General features: G+C 75.6%; 14 protein-coding genes and 1 riboswitch. Of the genes, 11 read left to right on the forward strand and 3 right to left on the reverse strand.

Features of this window, described 5'->3' with window-relative positions; all coding sequences use genetic code 11:
- Positions 1-49 precede the first annotated feature (49 nt).
- A complete protein-coding gene (locus tag ZF1_RS24715) occupies positions 50-1,168 on the forward strand; it encodes a MadB family AAA-type ATPase (RefSeq protein ID WP_357436987.1) in 1,119 nt (372 codons plus the stop codon).
- The gene (gene madC, locus ZF1_RS24720) at positions 1,165-2,697 is read left to right on the forward strand and encodes a MadC family VWA domain-containing protein (protein WP_073576622.1); all 1,533 of its coding nucleotides are present in this window, start codon (positions 1,165-1,167) and stop codon (positions 2,695-2,697) included. The genes ZF1_RS24715 and madC overlap by 4 nt, the downstream gene beginning before the upstream one ends.
- A 7-nt stretch (positions 2,698-2,704) precedes the next feature.
- On the opposite strand, the gene ZF1_RS24725 is transcribed toward madC, so the two are convergent.
- Positions 2,705-3,292, reverse strand: a complete 588-nt coding sequence (locus tag ZF1_RS24725; protein WP_073576623.1) for an NADPH-dependent FMN reductase — start codon at positions 3,290-3,292, stop codon at positions 2,705-2,707.
- Positions 3,293-3,334: 42 nt separating this feature from the next.
- On the opposite strand from ZF1_RS24725, the gene ZF1_RS24730 reads away from it, so the two are divergent.
- The 6 genes from ZF1_RS24730 to ZF1_RS24755 all read left to right on the forward strand — a co-directional run bounded on the left by ZF1_RS24730 (position 3,335) and on the right by ZF1_RS24755 (position 11,015).
- On the forward strand, positions 3,335-4,903 hold the full coding sequence (locus ZF1_RS24730; protein ID WP_357436989.1) for an ABC transporter substrate-binding protein: 1,569 nt from the start codon (positions 3,335-3,337) through the stop codon (positions 4,901-4,903).
- 73 nt (positions 4,904-4,976) lie between these two features.
- The gene (locus ZF1_RS24735; protein ID WP_217266913.1) at positions 4,977-6,266 is read left to right on the forward strand and encodes an MFS transporter; all 1,290 of its coding nucleotides are present in this window, start codon (positions 4,977-4,979) and stop codon (positions 6,264-6,266) included.
- A 9-nt stretch (positions 6,267-6,275) separates the two neighbouring features.
- Positions 6,276-7,799 (forward strand): ABC transporter substrate-binding protein, encoded by a 1,524-nt coding sequence (locus ZF1_RS24740; RefSeq protein ID WP_357436992.1) that lies wholly within the window; start codon positions 6,276-6,278, stop codon positions 7,797-7,799.
- Positions 7,796-8,770: an ABC transporter permease gene (locus ZF1_RS24745; RefSeq protein ID WP_073576626.1), complete on the forward strand. Its 975-nt coding sequence runs from the start codon at positions 7,796-7,798 to the stop codon at positions 8,768-8,770. The genes ZF1_RS24740 and ZF1_RS24745 overlap by 4 nt, the downstream gene beginning before the upstream one ends.
- Complete coding sequence (locus ZF1_RS24750) at positions 8,767-9,573, forward strand: ABC transporter permease subunit (RefSeq protein ID WP_251782896.1); 807 nt, start codon at positions 8,767-8,769, stop codon at positions 9,571-9,573. Before ZF1_RS24745 ends, ZF1_RS24750 begins: the two co-directional genes overlap by 4 nt.
- Positions 9,570-11,015 (forward strand): ABC transporter ATP-binding protein, encoded by a 1,446-nt coding sequence (locus tag ZF1_RS24755; RefSeq protein WP_482638449.1) that lies wholly within the window; start codon positions 9,570-9,572, stop codon positions 11,013-11,015. Before ZF1_RS24750 ends, ZF1_RS24755 begins: the two co-directional genes overlap by 4 nt.
- A gap of 10 nt (positions 11,016-11,025) precedes the next feature.
- On the opposite strand, the gene ZF1_RS24760 is transcribed toward ZF1_RS24755, so the two are convergent.
- Entirely contained in the window at positions 11,026-11,388 is a 363-nt protein-coding gene (locus ZF1_RS24760; protein ID WP_073576628.1) for a four-helix bundle copper-binding protein, read from the reverse strand.
- Between the two features lie 120 nt (positions 11,389-11,508).
- Between ZF1_RS24760 and ZF1_RS24765 the strand changes: the two genes are divergently transcribed.
- Positions 11,509-11,895 (forward strand): hypothetical protein, encoded by a 387-nt coding sequence (locus tag ZF1_RS24765; protein WP_482638450.1) that lies wholly within the window; start codon positions 11,509-11,511, stop codon positions 11,893-11,895.
- Complete coding sequence (locus ZF1_RS24770; RefSeq protein WP_482638451.1) at positions 11,892-13,412, forward strand: ABC transporter substrate-binding protein; 1,521 nt, start codon at positions 11,892-11,894, stop codon at positions 13,410-13,412. The genes ZF1_RS24765 and ZF1_RS24770 overlap by 4 nt, the downstream gene beginning before the upstream one ends.
- Here ZF1_RS24770 and ZF1_RS24775 read toward each other — a convergent pair whose 3' ends face one another.
- Complete coding sequence (locus ZF1_RS24775) at positions 13,413-14,162, reverse strand: class I SAM-dependent methyltransferase (RefSeq protein WP_482638452.1); 750 nt, start codon at positions 14,160-14,162, stop codon at positions 13,413-13,415.
- 169 nt (positions 14,163-14,331) lie between these two features.
- Positions 14,332-14,534, forward strand: a riboswitch (cobalamin riboswitch).
- Between the two features lie 131 nt (positions 14,535-14,665).
- Between ZF1_RS24775 and ZF1_RS24780 the strand changes: the two genes are divergently transcribed.
- Positions 14,666-17,554, forward strand: a complete 2,889-nt coding sequence (locus tag ZF1_RS24780; RefSeq protein ID WP_482638453.1) for a ribonucleoside-diphosphate reductase subunit alpha — start codon at positions 14,666-14,668, stop codon at positions 17,552-17,554.
- Positions 17,555-17,556 lie beyond the last annotated feature (2 nt).

The raw sequence follows: 17,556 nt of genomic DNA on the forward strand, positions 1-17,556 counted from the left end.
CCGTCCGTCCGCCGCACCGCTGCGTGCGGCTCAGCAGTCGAGGAGAACGGTGTCCGACAGCACGGAGTTCGGCAAGGCACGGTCCGGCGGCGCGGCGTCCGGCCCGCCGGCCTTCGAGAGCGCGGAGGCGCTCACCGAGGCGCTGTCCGGTCAGGACTACGTCATCGACCCCGGGTTCGCCGTGGTGGTGCACCTCGCCACGGCACTCGAACGCCCGCTGCTGCTGGAGGGCCCCGCCGGCGTCGGCAAGACCGAGCTGGCGAAGTCCCTGGCCGCGGCGAGCGGGCGCCGGCTGATCCGGCTCCAGTGCTACGAGGGCCTCGACGACGGCCGCGCCCTCTACGAGTGGGACTACGGCAAGCAGCTGATGCACGTCCAGATGCTCCGCGACCGGATCGGGGAGCTGCTGTCGGGGACCACGACGATGGCCGAGGCCACCGCCCGGCTCCAGGAGCAGGACACCGGGCTCTACACCGAGTACTTCCTCTCCGCCCGCCCGCTGCTCGAGGCGGTCCTGTCCGACGACCCGGTGGTACTGCTCGTCGACGAGGTCGACCGCACCGAGGAGTCGATGGAGGCCCTGCTGCTCGAGGTGCTGGCCGAGCGGCAGGTCACCGTGCCCGAGATCGGCACCTTCACCGCGCGCTCCACCCCGTGGGTGGTGCTGACCTCCAACGACACCCGGGAGCTCTCCCCCGCCCTCAAGCGCCGATGCCTGCACTACCAGGTCGACTTCCCGACCCCCGAGCGCGAGACCGAGATCGTGTCCCGGCGGGCACCCGAGGTGGCCGCCGACGTCGTCGCCGACGTCGTGGAGCTGGCCCGCAGGCTGCGGGGGTTCCCGCTGCGCAAGTCCCCGTCGATCTCGGAGGTCATCGACGCCGCCCGCGCCGCGGCCGTGCTCGGGCTCGCCACGACCGGCGAGGTCGAGAAGGTGCGCTCGGCGCTGCTGTCCGCGCTGCTCAAGTACGGCTCGGACCGCGAGCTCGCCGTGCGCCGTCTCGACGAGGGCGAGCCGGAGGCCGAGGTGGACGTCGCGACCGACGAGGGCTGGGTCCGCCGGTCCTCCCGGCCCGCCGACACCACCTCCGGCGCCTTCGGGAAGGGCCGGGCGAGCTCCGGTGCGACGCGCGCCGAGGCCGACCGGGCCCGGCGGATGCGGCGATGACCGCGTCCGCGGCCGGAGACCCCGGCACGCGGCTGCTGTCGGTGCTGGCCGCCGCGTTCACCCGGGTGCTGCGGTCGCAGCGGGTGGCGGTGTCCCCCGCGGAGGCGATCGAGGTCCGCCGGGTGCTGGCGCTGCTCGGCGCGGCGGACACCGGGCGGCTGCGCGCAGGGCTGCGCGCCGTGACGGTGAAGTACGCCCACGAGCGGCCCGGGTTCGAGCGTGCCTTCGACGCGTTCTTCGGCCTCGTCGCCGCGGACGGTCCCGGCGCGGCCGGCGGCTCGGGGCCCGCCCTGCGCGAGCCCGGCGGCGACGGCCTGCCCGGGGACCTGGACCTCACCGAGGACGACGACCCGCTGGGCCGCTACGCCGGCTACGACCCGGGCGCCGCCGAGGTGGGCGACCTGCTCGACGCGCCGGAGCAGGAGAAGGGGTTCGACCCCCACCGCGACGACGACGACGCCTCGCTGGGCGGCTCGGACAAGGACCTGTCGGTCTCCTCCGGCGAGGACCGGGGCCGGCGCGGCACGACCTACACCGTCGACCTCGAACGCGCCGGGGCCGCGGTCGGCCGGGAGCTCACCTCCGGGGCCACCACGCAGGCGTCGGGCGAGATCGCCTTCGACGACCCGGAGGCGATCCTGGCCTGGCTCGCGGAGTACGACCCGCACGCCGTCTACGCCGACGGTCCCGACGGCGAGGACCTCTCGCAGATCCAGCTCGACCGGCTCGTCGACGCGATCACCGACTTCGTCGCCCAGCTGGCCGAGCGGGTCGCGACCACCGGGGCCGAGGGCCCGGAGACCGGGGCCGGCGGGAACACGCTGGACTCCGCGGACATGGCACAGGCCTGCCACGAGCTGCTGCACCGGATGCGCGGCGCGCCGCGCCGGGTGCCCCGCGAGCACGCGCACGGTCCGCTCGACGTGCGGCACACGGTCCGGCGCAGCATGCGCAGCGACGGCGTCCCGTTCCACCTGCACCACCGCGCGAAGGTCCCCGACCGGGTGCGGCTGCTGGTCGTCGCGGACGTGTCGCTGTCGGTGCGGTCGATCACCGCGTTCGTGCTCCGGCTCGCCCGCACCCTGCACCGGCAGGCGTTCCGCTGCCGGGTGCTCGCCTACGTCGACACCCCGGTCGAGGTCACCGACCTGTTGATGGCCGCGCACGACGACCACGCACTGGCCGCCGTGCTCGCGGCGCCCGGCATCGACCTGGACGCCACCAGCGACTACGGGCGGGTGCTCCGGACCCTGAACGAGGACTTCGCCGACGCCGTCGACTCCCGGACCGCCGTCCTGTTCGTCGGGGACGGCCGGTCCAACGGCCTCCCGCCCGGGACCGACGAGCTGCGCCGCCTCGCCCGCCGCGCGTACCGGGTCGGGTGGATCACCCCGGAGCAGCGCCGCTACTGGGACCAGGCGTCCTGCGCCATGGGCGAGTACGAGGAGGTCCTCGACCACGTGCTGGTCGCCCGCGACGCCGACGAGCTGCTCGCCGGGGCGGGCGAGCTGGGGCACGCCCTGTCCTGAGCGGTGCTCAGCCCTCGCGCAGCGACCGGCGCGGGATGTCCGGGGCGGCCGCGCCCGCGGCGTCGCGGGGCATCCGCCGTGCGAACGTGACGACGGCGTCGGTCAGCGCGTCGAGCCGGTCGCGGACGCCGTCGTCGACGAGCGCGCCGCCGTCGAAGTGGGTGTTGTTCGCGTACACCGCGCCGGGGACCGCCCAGGCCCGGAAGAACCCGACGAGCGGCTTGAGCTCGTGCTCGACCGCGAGGAAGTGGTGGTCGGTGCCCCCGGTCGCGACGAGCCCGACGGGCTTGCCCGCCAGTGCGTCGTTGGGGAGCACGTCGAACAGGTTCTTCAGCCGGCCCGTGTAGCTGCCGCGGTACATCGGGGTGCCGACGACGAGCGCGTCCGCCGCGACGACCCGGTCGATCACCGCGCGGGTGTCGCCGGTGTAGTCGGCGGGGTCGCGGCCGTCGGAGAAGACGACGTCGTGGTCGCGCAGGGCGAGCAGCTCAGCCGACACATCGTCGTGCGCGGCCGCCCTGGCCACCGCCAGTTCCAGCAGCAGCGCGGTCTTCGACGGGTCGGACGGGCTGCCGGAGATCGCGAGGAGGTCCATCCCGGCGACTCTAACCGTCACCCGACCCGGCACCCTGGTGTCGTGCAGCTGAGCCGTCGTTCGTTCCTGCAGGCCGCCGGTGCGTCCGCGGCGCTCGCGGGGATCCCGGCTCTCGCGGCGTGCGGCGCGCCGGCCGACGCGGCGTCGCCGCGGCTGGTCACCTCGTTCGCCGGGACCGGCCCGCTCGGGGCACCCGACCCGCACCGGGTGTGGCGGCCGGTGGACCGGGCGCGGGCCGCCGCCGTCGCCGACACGCTGCTGGTGTGGGACCAGGACATGACCCCGCGTCCGCACCTGGCGGCCTCCGCGGCACCCGACCGGACGGGGACGCGGTGGCGGATCCGGCTGCGCGACGCCGTCGCCCACGACGGGCGGCCGCTGGCCCCGGCCGACGTGCTCGCGTCGCTGCGCCGGGTACTCGACCCCGCGACCGGGGCGACGGCCGCGCCGCTGCTCGCGCACCTGGACCTGACCGCCAGCCGCGCGGTGTCGGCGACCGAGGTGGAGCTCGTGCTGGGCCGACCCGACTTCCTGTTCGCCCTGGCCCTGGCCGCGCCGGGAACCGGCATCGTGCGCGGCGGGCGGGGGGACGTGCCCGTCGGGACCGGCGCGTTCCGCTTCCTGCCCGGCTCGCCGGACGCCCTCTACCGGCACGACGGCCACTGGGCCGGCCGCCCGCCCGTCCCCGCGGTGGAGTTCCTGGTCGACGACGACGAGGAGAACCGCTACCAGTCCCTGGTGGACGGCTACGTGCACTGGGCACACGACCTGTTCCCGCACAGCGCACGACGGCTGCTCGGGCGGACCGGGACGACCGTGCTGTCCGCACCGGGCTCGGTGACCCGCTTCCTCGACACCGGGCCCGGCCCGCTCGCCGAACCGCGGCTGCGCGAGGCGGTGCGGCTCGGGATCGACCGGGTGGAGCTGGTGCGCCAGATCCTGCTGGACCTCGCGCAACCCGGTGACGACCTGTTCGGGGCGGGGTTGGCCTACCACCCGGGCGGGCTCGCGCCGGTGGTGCGCGACGTCGCGCGGGCCCGGGAGCTGGTCGTCGCGGCGGGGGCGGACGGGGCGCGGGTGCCGCTGTTCTTCGACCCGTTCGACCCGATGTCGCGACCTACCGCCGACCTCGTCGTGGAGCAGCTGGCGGCGGTCGGGCTGCGGTGCGAGCCGCGTGAGCCGGAGCCGCCGGACGTCGAGCCGACCCCGGGCATCCGGTTCCGCCGTGCCGCGGCGCAGCCGATCCCGCTCTACCTGCAGGCCGTGGCCGCGGCACCCCGGGTCCCCGGCGACGACACCGCGGGCGACACCGGCGACGACACCGCGACCGACGGTGCGGCCGGTCCAGGGACCGGCGGTGCCACCGGGAGCGGGGATGCCGCGGGGGGCCGCCCCGACGTGCGGGCGCTGCTCGCCGTCGCCGCCCGGGCACCGGACGAGGCCCGCCGGACCGACGCCCTGCGCCGCGCCCAGCTCCTGCTGCGCACCGACGCCACCGCCTGGTCGGTCGGGGACGAGCACGTCGGCGTCACCGCGGACCTGTCCGGCGTCGGACCGGCCCGCCCGGACACCGGGACCTGGGCCCGGTTCCACCGCGCCCGCCTCGGCTGACCGCGCTGCATCTGATCGGCAGGTGCGCATCAGTGGCACTTGTGTCCGCAGGGACGTATGTGATCCCGTTCAGGTGATCAACCGACGGGGGGACGTCGTGCTGCGCTCCTTCGGCGAACTGACCGCGCCGAGCCGGATGCTCGTGGTGAACCAGTTCGGCATCAACCTGGGCTTCTACCTCGTGCTGCCGTTCCTGGCCACCCACATGGGGAGCCTGGGCTACGCGGCGGCGACGATCGGACTCGTCCTCGCCCTGCGCAACCTGTCGCAGCAGGGGATGTTCCTGGTCGGCGGCTCGGCGGCGGACCGGATCGGCTGCCGTCCGGTGATCATCGTCGGGTGCGCGCTGCGGATCGTGGCGTTCGGGCTGTTCGTCGTCGCCGACTCCCTGCCCGGCCTGATCGCCGCCGCGGTGCTGACCGGGCTGGCCGGGGCGCTGTTCAACCCCGCGGTGCGCGCCTACCTGATGGCCGAGGCCGGCGATCGCCGCGCCGAGGTCTTCTCCGTGTTCAACGTGTTCGGCCATGCGGGGGCCCTGCTCGGGCCGCTGCTCGGCGCCGCGCTGCTCGCGGTGGACTTCCGCCTCGTCGCAGCCGTGGCGTGCGCCGTGTTCACGGTCCTGACCGTCGCGCAGCTGTTCGTCCTGCCCGCCCGTCCGGCGCCGCCGCAGGACCGTGGGCTGCTCGGCAGCTGGGGCGAGGTCGTCGGCAACGGCCGGTTCCTGCTGTTCGCGCTCGGCGGGGCCGGCTACTTCGCCCTGTTCAACCAGCTGTACCTGGTGCTGCCGGTCGAGGCGCAGCGCGTGTCCGGCGTCGCCGGTGCGGTCAGCGCGGTGTTCGTCGTGTCGACCCTCGTCGGCATCCTCGGCCAGGTCCGCATCACCGCGTGGTGCCGCGCCCGCTGGACCGACGGGCGCACGATGGCCGCCGGGCTCGTGCTGATGGGCGCCGGGTTCGTCCCGCTGGGTGTCGCGGCGCCGTTCGTGCCGACCGCGCCCGCCGGGGAGTGGACCGCGGCCGGGCTGCTCGCGGTCACACCGGTCCTCGCGGGCACGGTCGTGTTCACCGTCGGCATGGCGATGACCAACCCGTTCTCGCTCGCGCTGCTGCCCCGGGTCGGCAGCGAGCAGCTCGCCGGCACCTACTACGGCTGGTACTACCTCGTCTCCGCCGCCGTCGTGGCGGTGAGCAACACCGCCGTCGGGAACCTGCTCGACCGCCATCCCGACGGCGCCGGCCGCTGGATCCCGTTCGCCGTCCTGCTCGCGATCGGGCTCGTCGGCGCCGCTGTCATCGCCTGGATGCAGCGCACCGGCAGGCTCGAACCGCGCGCCGTCACGACCAGCACCGCCACCACCGCCTGAGGAGCACCCGTGGAGCTGACCCGACGCACCTTCCTGGGCGGCGCCGCCGCGCTCGCCGCGGCCCCCGCCCTCGCCGCCTGCGGCGGCGGCACCGGCGGGGGTTCCGAGCGGCTGCGCGCCGCCTTCCCCGGCGGCGGCTCCCGCGAGTCGCTCGACCCGCACGTCGTCCCGCAGTTCGTCGACCAGGTCCGGGCCAGGGCCACCTTCGACACGCTCACCGGGTGGTCGCAGGACATGACCGCCGAGCCCCGGCTGGCCGAGTCCGTCGAGCCGGACGCCGCCGGCACGCGCTGGCGGATCCGGCTGCGTGACACCCGCTGGCACGACGGCCGCCCGCTGACCGCCGACGACGTCCTGTTCACCTTCCGGCGCATCGCCGACCCCGCCACGACCGCCTCGGCCGCGTCGCTGTTCACCCGGGTCGACCTCACCGCGAGCCGGGCCGCCGGACCGCGCGAGGTCGAGGTCGTCCTCACCGCGCCGGACTTCACCTTCCCGCTCTGGCTGGGCGCGCCCGGCAGCGAGATCGTCGCGGCGGGCACCACCGGGTTCGCCACACCGGTCGGGACCGGGCCGTTCCGGTTCGTGTCCTTCACCCCCGGCGGCCCCACCGTCTACACCCGCAACGACGCCTACTGGGACGGCGCCCCGCCCGCCCCGGGGCTGGAGCTCACCCCCATCGACGAGGAGCAGGCCCGTCTCGGGGCGCTGCTGTCCGGCCAGGTCGCCTACGCCCACGACCTGCGTCCGGCGAGTGCCCGCCAGGTGGAGGCCCAGGGCGGGCGGGCCACCCTGCTCACCGCACCGCAGTCGACCACCCAGTTCCTCAACCTGCGTGTTGACCGGCCACCGTTCGCCGACCCACGGGTGCGGGAGGCCGTGCGGCTCGGCATCGACCGCGAGGCGCTGGTCCGGGTGGTCCTGCTCGACACCGGGCAGGTCGGCGCCGACCTGTTCGGCGGGCCGGACCTGGAGTACTACCCGGCCGGTGCGACGGCGGCCCCGCGCGACGTCGGGCGCGCCCGGGCACTGCTGCGCGAGGCCGGGGCCGAGGGGCTGGCGTTCGAGCTGCAGACCTCGGGCAGCGACCCGAACTTCCAGCCCGCGGCCACACTCGTCGCCGAGCAGCTGCGCGAGATCGGCCTGGCCCCGACCCCGCGGGTGCTCGACGCCCCGACCTACTTCACCACCGTCCGCACCTCCGGGGTCGCGTCGTTCACTCGCACCGGGGCGCTGCCGATCCCCGACTTCATCGGGCGTCGCCGGCTGTCGTCCGCCGACAACTCGAACTACACCGGCTACCGGAGCGCCGAGGTCGACCGGCTCTACGCCGAGGCCGTCGCGAACCCCGACGAGAGCGCCCGCGGGGCGGACCTCACCCGGATCCAGACCCTGCTGCGCGACGAGTCGGGGGCACTGGTGTGGGCGCTGTCGGACTGGAACGTCGGTGTCGCCGCGGGGGTCACCGGGATCGAGGCCGCCAAGCCCAACAGCCACCTGTGGGGCCGCTTCGACAAGGCCGCCGCCGGATGAGCACCGGCGCGGCCCCGCCCGTCGTCGACGCCCGGGGCGGACGGTCCCCCGCCGGACGGGTGGCGGTCGCGGCCGCCCAGCTGCTCGCCGCCGTCGTGGCGATCTTCGCGCTGACGACGCTGCTGCCCGGCGACGCGGCCGAGGTCGTCCTGGGGCCCGACGCGACCGACGAGCAGGTGGAACGGCTGCGCACCGAGCTGGGTACCGGCCTCCCGGCCGCGGAGCGGCTCGGCGACTGGCTCGGCGGGCTCGTCACGGGCGACCTGAAGACCTCGCTGGTGACCGGGCGGCCCGTCGTCGACGAGGTGGCGGACCGGCTCGGGAGCACCGTGCTGCTCGCCGCGCTGGGGCTCGCCGTCATGGTCCCGCTGGGGGTCGCCGTCGGCACCGCGGCGGGACGCAGGCCGGGCAGCGTCGTGGACCGGGTCTCCACGGCGACGGTGTCGGCGCTGCAGGCCGCCCCGCAGTTCGCGACCGGGCTGCTGCTGGTCGGGCTCTTCTCGCTGCAGCTCGGCTGGCTCCCCGCGACCGGGGGCGGCGGGTCCCTGCTCAGCCCGGCGGTGCTGGTGCTGCCGGTCGTCGTGCTGGTCGCGGCGCAGCTGGGGTGGCTGTCACGCCAGATCCGCCAGGGCGTGCTGCAGACCGATCGGGCACCGCACGTCACCCACCTGCGCCGGCTCGGCCTGCCCGAGCGCGACGTGCTGCTGCGCCACGTGCTCCCCGGCGGGCTCGCGCCGTCGGTGCAGCAGCTCGCCCGGATCGTCGAGGGCACGCTCGGCGGGGTCGTCGTCGTCGAGGCGCTGTTCGCGTTGCCCGGGGTGGGGGCCGGGGTGGTCGACGCGGTGCAGAACCGCGACATCCCGCTGATCCAGGGCTACGCGCTGCTCGCCGCCCTCGTCACCATCACGGTCAACCTGGTGGCCGACGCGGCGACCGCACGGCTGAGCCCGGTACGGGAGGACGAGCCGTGAGCCGGGTGCCGGTGACGACCGCGGTCGCCGCGCTGCTCGCCGGGGTGCCGCTGCTGTGCGCCGTGGCCGGGCCCGTCCTCGCGCCGCTGCTGCCGGTCCCGGGCGGGTCCGGCGCGCTGCTCCCGCCCGGGCCGGGGCACCCGCTGGGCACCGACGCGCTGGGCCGCGACGTGCTGACGCTCGCGCTCACCGGTGGCACCACCGTCGTCACGCTCGTCGTCGGCACGCTGGTGCTGGCCTACGCGGCCGGGGTCCCGCTGGGGCTGGTGCTCGCCGCGTCCGGGCGCCGGTGGGCGGTGCTGCTCACCCAGCGGACGCTGGACGTACTGCTGGTCCTGCCGTCGTTGCTGGTGCTGCTGGTGCTCGCCGGCACCGGACGGCGCGGTGTCGGCTGGCTGCTGGTCGCCACCGCGCTGCTGCAGCTGCCCGCGGTCGTCCGGGTGGTCCGGGGGGCCGCCGGGGCCCCCGCGCGGCGGGTGGCGCTGGAGACGATGACGCAGAACGGCGAGCGGTGGTGGCGGATCCATCTCGCCGAGACCGGGCGGTTCGTCGCCGGGCCGGTGCTCGTCGACGCCGGGACGCGCGGCGTGCTCGTGCTGACCGTGCTGACCAGCGCGAGCTTCCTCGGGGTCGGGCTGCCACCGGACACCGTCGACTGGGCGGTGGTGATCGAGCAGAACGCGGCGTCGCTGTTCCTCGCCCCGTACGCGCTGCTGGTGCCGGCGGGTCTGCTCGTGGCGCTCGCCGCGGGGACGAACGTGCTGGTGGACCGGCTCGCGGACCGGACGGGGGCGGTCGTGTGAGCGCGCTGTCGGTCCGCGGGCTGACCGCACGCACCGTCGACGGGACGGTGCTCCTCGACGGCGTCGACCTCGACCTCGCGCCGGGTGCGGTGCTCGCCGTCGTCGGGCCGTCCGGGGCGGGGAAGTCGACGCTCGGGCTGGCGGTACTCGGCGAGGCCGCCACCGGGGTGGCGCTCGACGGGTCGGTACGGATCGGGCCCGCCGAGCTGCTCGGCGTCGCCCCGCGGGAGCTGCGGACGCGCCGGGCCGGTCGGGTCGGGCACCTCCCGCAGCACCCGGGCCGGGTCCTGGACCCGGTGCGTCGGGTCGGGCCGGTCCTCGACGAGCTCGCCGCGACCGTGCACGGTCGCGGTCGACGGCACCGGACCGCCCGGGCCCGGGCGGTCACCGAGGCCTGCGAGCGGGCCGGCCTCGGAGCCGAGCCGCACCTGCTCCGCCGCCACCCGCACCGGCTCTCCGGCGGGCAGCAGCAGCGGGTCGCGCTGGCCCAGACGCTGGTGACCGGGCCGGCCGTCGTCGTCCTCGACGAGCCGACCACCGGACTGGACCCGGTCACCACCGACGCGGTGCTCGACCGGCTCGCCGTGCTGGCCGCCGGCTCCACGGCGCTCGTGCTGCTCACCCACGACCTCGACGCCGTCCGCAGGCTCGCCGCCGCCGTCCCGGTGACGCTGCTGGAGCTCGCCGCGGGCCGGGTCGTGCGCACCGGCCCGGCCGCCGCGCTGCTCGGTGCACCCGCCCCGACCGCGTCCCCGCCACCACCGGCGGCGGTCGGGGCGATGCTCGAGGTGACGGGTCTGGGGGTCCGGACCGCGGGCGGGGCGCAGCTGCTGTCCGGGGTGGACCTCGCCGTCGGGCGGGGCGGGTTCGTCGCGCTGACCGGGCCCTCGGGGGCGGGCAAGACGACGCTCGGCCGGGCCCTGGCCGGGCTGACCCCCTGCTCGGGGACCGTCCGCGTCGGCGGCCGGGACCCGGCGGGCGACCGGCGCGCCGTGCAGTACGTCCACCAGGACTGCCGGTCCGCGTTCCTCAACCACCGCCCGGTCCTCGACCAGGTCGCCCGGCCGGCCGTGCTGCTGCGCGGGCGGTCCCCGGCCGACGCCCGCGCCGCCGCCGTCGCGCTGCTGGAGCGGCTCGGGGTCCCCGCCGCGACGGCCGCGCGCCGCCCGGGCGGACTGTCCGGCGGTCAGCTCCAGCGCGCCTCGGTGGCGAGGGCCCTGCTCGCCGGGCCCGCAGTACTGGTGGCCGACGAGGCCACCTCGGCGCTGGACGGCGGGCACCGCGCGCTGCTGCTCGCCGAGCTGCGGCGCGTCTGCCGCGAGGACGGCACCGCGGTGCTGCTGATCAGCCACGACCCGGTCGCCGTCGCGTCGGCGGACCGGGTCGTGACCCTCGTCGACGGCCGGGTGGCCGCGGCACCGCAACCGGTCCCGGCCGGCTGAGCCGGAGCGCTCAGGCGCCCGCGTGCTCGCGCAGCAGCTGCGCGGTCTCCCGGGTGACCTCGGCGTGCAGCCGGCAGTGCTCGTGGTGGTCGGCGTGCGCGCCGCAGGCGGCCGAGCTGGCCTCGCAGGCGAGCGCGGCGGCCGACGCGGCGGCCTCGCCGACCGCCTTGTCCCCGGTCCGGCGGCCGAGCACGCTCGCGGCCGCGGTACAGAGGTCGGCGGCGTCGAGGGCGAGGAGCACCTCGGTCTCCATGCCGCCGGAGGCGACCATGGCCGAGGCGCAGGCGGTGCTCGCGCGGGCGGCGTCGTGCAGCTTCTCGACGACGGTGGCCGGGGTGCTGACGCCGGCGGCCTCGAGGACGTGGTGGCTCATGGGGATCTCCTGGTGTCCGGGGTGTGGGACCCGAGGGTTCCCGCGTGGCGGTGGCCGCACTCACCTGATTGTCACCCTCGACGTCTGAACAGTCCGTCATATGTCGCGTAGGGTCGGATCATGTCTGCGCTGTCCGCCGTCACCGTCTGCCGGGGATGCTGCTGCGGCTCCGGTCGCAAGCACCCGGGCCTGGACCGGCCCCACCACGACGGGCTGCTCGACCGGCTCACCCGGGGCATCGAGGGCCACGCGCGGCTGCGGACCAGCGCGTGCCTCGGCCCGTGCGCCGACTCCGACGTCGTCGTGGTCGGCCCCACCCCGGTCGCGCGACGGGCCGGTGCGCGGCCCGTGTGGCTGCGTGCGGTCCTGGACGCAGCGACGACCGACGCCGTCGCCGATTGGGTCCGCGCGGGCGGACCGGGTACGGCGCCCCGCCCGGCCGTCCTCGACGGGCACGTGTTCACCCCCGGCCTGCGCGCCTCGGACACCGGGCGGGCCGCCGGATGACCCCGCCCGAGCTGTCCCGGCGCCGGGTGCTGACCGGCGCGCTCGGCGTCGCCGCGCTCGCCCTCACCGGCTGCTCCGGCGGCGGGACGGGCGAGGAGCGGCTGCGGGTCGCCTTCGCGACCGGCGGCTCGCGCGAGTCGCTGGACCCGCACGTCCTGCCGCTCTACGTCGACCAGGCCCGGGCCAAGGCGTGCTTCGACACCCTCACCGGGTGGTCGCAGGACATGACCCCCGAGCCGCGGCTGGCCGAGTCCTGGGAGAGCGACGCGACCGGGCGGCGGTGGCGGATCCGGCTGCGCGCGGCCCGCTTCCACGACGGCTCCCCGCTCACCGCCGACGACGTGCTCGCCACCCTGGCCCGCATCACCGACCCGGCGACCACCGCGATCGCCGCGACCCTGTTCCGCGACCTCGACGCGGCCGCCTCGCGGGCGGTGTCGCCGACCGAGGTCGAGCTGGTACTGACCCGGCCGAACACGCTGTTCCCGCTGGCCTGGGGCGCGCCCGGCACCGAGATCGTCAAGGCCGGGACGACGTCGTTCGACCGTCCGAACGGGACCGGGCCGTTCCGGCTCGCGTCGTTCACCCCGGGCGGGTCCACCGTCTACGCCGCGTCGGAGGAGCACTGGGACGGCGCGCCCGGCGTACGTGAGCTGGAGTTCCTTCCCGTCGACGACGAGGCCGCCCGGATCGGCGCCCTGCTGTCCGGCCAGGTGCACTACGCCCACGACCTCACCCCCACCGGCGCCGCCCGGCTGGGGGGCGAGCAGCGCGCCTCGGCGCTGTCCGCGCCGGCCTCGGCGAGCCAGTTCCTGGTGATGCGGGTGGACCGGGCATCGTTCTCCGACCCGCGGTTGCGCGAGGCGGTGCGGCTGGGCATCGACCGCGAGGAGCTCGTGCGGGTCGTGCTGCTCGGGCGCGGCCGGGTCGGCGACGACATGTTCGGCCAGGGACTGCGCTACCACCCGGCGGGGGTGGGCCCGGTGGCACGGGACGTCGCGCGGGCCCGCGCGCTCGTCACCGAGGCCGGGGCACAGGGGGCGGCGATCGAGCTGCAGACCAGCGGCGCCGACCCGACCTTCGACGCCGCCACCGCACTCGTCGCGCGCCAGCTCGGCGAGGTCGGGCTGCGGGTCACGGCACGGCCGCTGCCGTCGTCGGGCTACTTCCGGGCCATCCGGCAGCAGGGCGTGTTCTCCCAGAACAGCACCGGCTCACTGCCGATCCCGGACTACATCGGACGCCGGATGCTGACCAGCACCCCGACCTACGACTTCACCGGCTACCGCAGCCCGGAGATCGACCGCCTCTACTACGCCGCCGTCGCCACCACCGACGACGCCGCGCGCACCGACGCGTTCGCCCGGATCCTCGGCCTGCTGCGCGCCGAGTCGGGCGCCCTGGTGTGGGGTGTGCGGGACTGGAACGTCGGCGTGGCGGCCGGGCTCACCGGGCTGGAGGCGGCCCGGCCGAACACGTTCGCCTGGGCGAACTTCGCGCGCGCCCGGCTCGGGTGATCAGCGGATCGCGACCAGGGTCCGCCGGTCGAAGGTCTGGGTGAGCGTCCCGACCTCGGCGAGCCCGGCGCCGGACAGCGCCTGCTCCCAGGCCGGTAGCGACGACCCGCCGGTGGCCCGGTCGGCGAAGCGGCGCTCCCGCTCGGCGAACCCGTCGGCCAGGGCGGGCTCGTCGGCGAGCGCGTCCCACCAGGTCCGGAAGTCCTCACCGGTCGCCAGTCCCCGGTCGGTGCGCTCGACCCGCAGGGTCCGGGTCAGCTCGGCCAGGCGCGGCCGGGCGGGGTCGGCGAGCAGGGTGTCGACGTTCACGAACACCCCGCCGGGGCGCAGCACGGACGCGAGGCGCTGCGCGAGCCCGGGCAGCGCGTGCTCGGGTAGCCAGTGCAGGGCGGTGGCCGAGACGGCCGCGTCGAACGGCCCGCCGCCGACGGCGTCGGTCCACCCGGGACGCGAGAGGTCGGCGTCGACCCAGTGGACGCGCTCGCCGGTGGTCCGCCGGGCCAGCTCCAGCATGACCGGGTCGACGTCGACGCCGACCACCTCGGCCCCGGTCCAGCGCGCCGCCGCGCGGGCCGCGAACGACCCGGGCCCACAGGCGAGGTCGAGCAGCCGGGCGGGGGTGCCGGCGAGCCGGTCGACGACGTCGAGCGCCAGCGCGAACAGTTCCTCCCGGTCGGGGATGTAGCGCTCCTGCTGGGCGTCCCACCGGCGCAGCCAGTGCTCGGCGTCGAGGTCCGTTCCGGTGGTCATCGCACTCTCCTGCACAACGGTGGCAACAGTGCGCCCGACGGTATCCGCGCGGACCCGTCGCACGGAAGGGACCGCCGGGCACGTGACCGGCGACGTTCACCGTGCGTGACTCGATGGTCGTCGAAACCGGAACTGATAGGGGGGTCGATCGTGTCCGGACCCCAGATGTAGTGTCCGGGGCGCTGGTGGTTCACCGGTCCGCACGGGCCGGTGAGGCAAGAGGGAACCCGGTGGGAATCCGGGACTGCCCCGCAGCGGTGAACGGGAACGACCGCCGTCAACAGCACTGGGAGTGATCCCGGGAAGCGACGGCCAGTAGGTGTGCGCAGTGCGCCCGTGAGTCCGAAGACCTGCCACCGGTGCGCGTGCCGACCGGTGCGCGCTGCTCCGGGGCCTCGTGGGACGGCGCCAGGGTGCGGTGGGCCGCCGACGACACGCCGACCCACCGCCTCCTCGTACCGCGCCCGCCCCCGGAGGGACGGCGACTCGCGAGGAGAGAGCCCGTGACGGCTTCCACCGCTGCACCGGCAGCAGCACCACCGGCCCTGCGCGTCATCCGGCGCGACGGGTCCGAGACCGGGTTCGACGCCACGAAGATCTCGGTGGCGACGACCAAGGCGTTCCTGGCGGTCGAGGGGGACTCGGGCGCGGCGTCGTCGCGCCTGCACCACCTCGTGGCCGGACTGACCGACCAGGTCGTCGCGGCGCTGACCCGGCACCCGGCGCGCGCCGTGCACGTCGAGCAGATCCAGGACCAGGTCGAACTCGCCCTGATGCGCGGAGGCCACCACAAGGTCGCCCGCTCCTACGTGCTCTACCGCGAGCAGCAGGCCCGGGCCCGCGCGCACGACGGCGGGGACACCGCCGCCGCGGACGCCCCGGTCGTACACGTCACCCACCCCGACGGCAGCCGGGCCCCGCTGGACCGGGTCCGCGTCGCCGCGGTGCTCGACGAGGCCTGCGCCGGCGTCGAGGACGTGACCCCGGACAGGGTGCTCGCCGAGCTGGACCGCACCGTCTACGACGGCATCACCGCCGACGAGCTGGCCCAGGCCCTCGTCCTGGCCGCGCGCACGCTGGTCGAGCGCGAGCCCGCGTACTCCCTGGTGGCCTCGCGGCTGCTGCTGGACCGGCTGCGCGCCGAGGCCGTGTCGCACCTGTCGGGCTCCCGGGAGACCCCGGACCACGCGACGATGGCCGGGCGGTACGCGGCCTACACGAAGGACTACCTGCGCCACGCCATCGCGATCGGCCTGGTCGACCCCGAGCTCGCGACCTTCGACCTGGACCGGGTCACCGCCGCGATCCGCCCCGGGCGCGACCTGCAGATCGGCTTCCTCGGCCTGCAGACCCTCTACGACCGCTACTTCCTGCACGAGCGCGGCGTGCGCTTCGAGCTGCCGCAGGCGTTCTTCCTGCGGGTCGCGATGGGGCTGGCGGTCCGCGAGGTCGACCGCGAGGCGCGGGCGGTCGAGTTCTACGAGCTGCTGTCGAGCTTCGACTTCATGGCCTCGACCCCGACGCTGTTCAACTCGGGCACCACCCGCCCCCAGCTGTCGTCGTGCTTCCTCACCACCGTCGACGACGACCTGGAGTCGATCTTCGGCGGCTACCGCAACAACGCGCTGCTGGCGAAGTACTCCGGCGGGCTGGGCAACGACTGGACCCCGGTCCGGGGGCTCGGCGCGCACATCCGGGGCACGAACGGCGTCTCCCAGGGCGTGGTGCCGTTCCTCAAGATCGCCGGGGACACCGCCGTCGCGGTGAACCAGGGCGGCAAGCGCAAGGGCGCCGCGTGCGCCTACCTGGAGACGTGGCACGTCGACATCGAGGAGTTCCTCGACCTGCGCAAGAACACCGGCGACGACCGTCGCCGCACCCACGACATGAACACCGCGAACTGGGTGCCCGACGAGTTCCTGCGCCGCGTGCAGGCCGACGGCGAGTGGACCCTGTTCTCCCCGGACGAGGTCCCCGACCTGCACGACCTCTACGGCACCGCGTTCGCCGAGCGCTACCGCGCCTACGAGGCGGCCGCGGCGCGCGGTGAGGTGCGGGTGCACCGCACGGTGCGCGCGGTCGAGCTGTGGCGGCGGATGCTGACCATGCTGTTCGAGACCGGGCACCCGTGGATCACGTTCAAGGACCCGTGCAACCTGCGCAGCCCGCAGCAGCACGCCGGCGTGGTGCACTCGTCGAACCTGTGCACCGAGATCACCCTCAACACCCGTGCCGGCGACGAGGGCGAGGTCGCGGCCTGCAACCTGGGCTCGGCGAACCTCGCCGCGCACGTCACCGCGGACGGGCTCGACGCCGACAAGCTGCGCCGCACGGTGACCACCGCGGTGCGGATGCTCGACAACGTCGTGGACATCAACTTCTACACGATTCCCGAGGCCCGCCGGTCCAACCTGCGTCACCGCCCGGTCGGCCTGGGCCTCATGGGCTTCTCCGACGCGCTGTTCACCCAGCGCATCGCGCCCGGCAGCGACGCGGCGGTGCAGTTCGCCGACCGCAGCGCGGAGGCGCTGTCGTTCCACGCGATCACCGCCTCGTCGGACCTGGCGGTCGAGCGCGGCCGCTACGCCAGCTTCGACGGGTCGCTGTGGAGCCGCGGGATCCTGCCGCTGGACTCGCTCGAGCTGCTGGCCGCGGCCCGCGGCGACGGCGAGCTCGACGTCGACCGGTCGTCCACGCTGGACTGGGACGCGCTGCGGGAGAAGGTGCGCACCCAGGGGATGCGCAACTCCAACGTGCTCGCCATCGCCCCGACGGCGACGATCTCGAACATCTGCGGGGTCGGGCAGTCGATCGAGCCGATCCACCTCAACCTGTACGTGAAGTCCAACATGTCCGGCGACTTCACGGTGATCAACCCGCACCTGGTCCGCGACCTCAAGGACCGCGGGCTGTGGGACGAGGTGATGGTCGCCGACCTCAAGTACTTCGACGGGTCGCTGGCCGAGATCGACCGGGTCCCCGCCGACCTGAAGGAGCTCTACGCGACCGCGTTCGAGATCGAGCCGCGCTGGCTCGTGGCCGCCGCCTCGCGCCGGCAGAAGTGGCTGGACCAGGCGCAGTCGCTGAACCTCTACCTCGCCGCCCCCAGCGGCCGGGCGCTCGACGAGCTCTACCGTCTCGCCTGGCGCTCCGGGCTCAAGACCACCTACTACCTGCGCACCCGCGCGGCGACGTCGGTGGAGAAGTCCACCCTCACCGGCACCGACGGCCGGCTGACCGGCGTGCCGAGCACCCCGGCCGCCGCCCCCGCCGCGTCGCCCACGGCCGGGGTGCCCGCGGTCCCGGCCACCGCCGTGCCCGCCACCGCCCCCGACCTCGATCCGGGCCGTGCCTGCTCGGTCGACGACCCCGACTGCGAGGCCTGCCAGTGACC

The sequence above is a fragment of the Pseudonocardia sp. ZF1 genome, assembly GCF_056835605.1.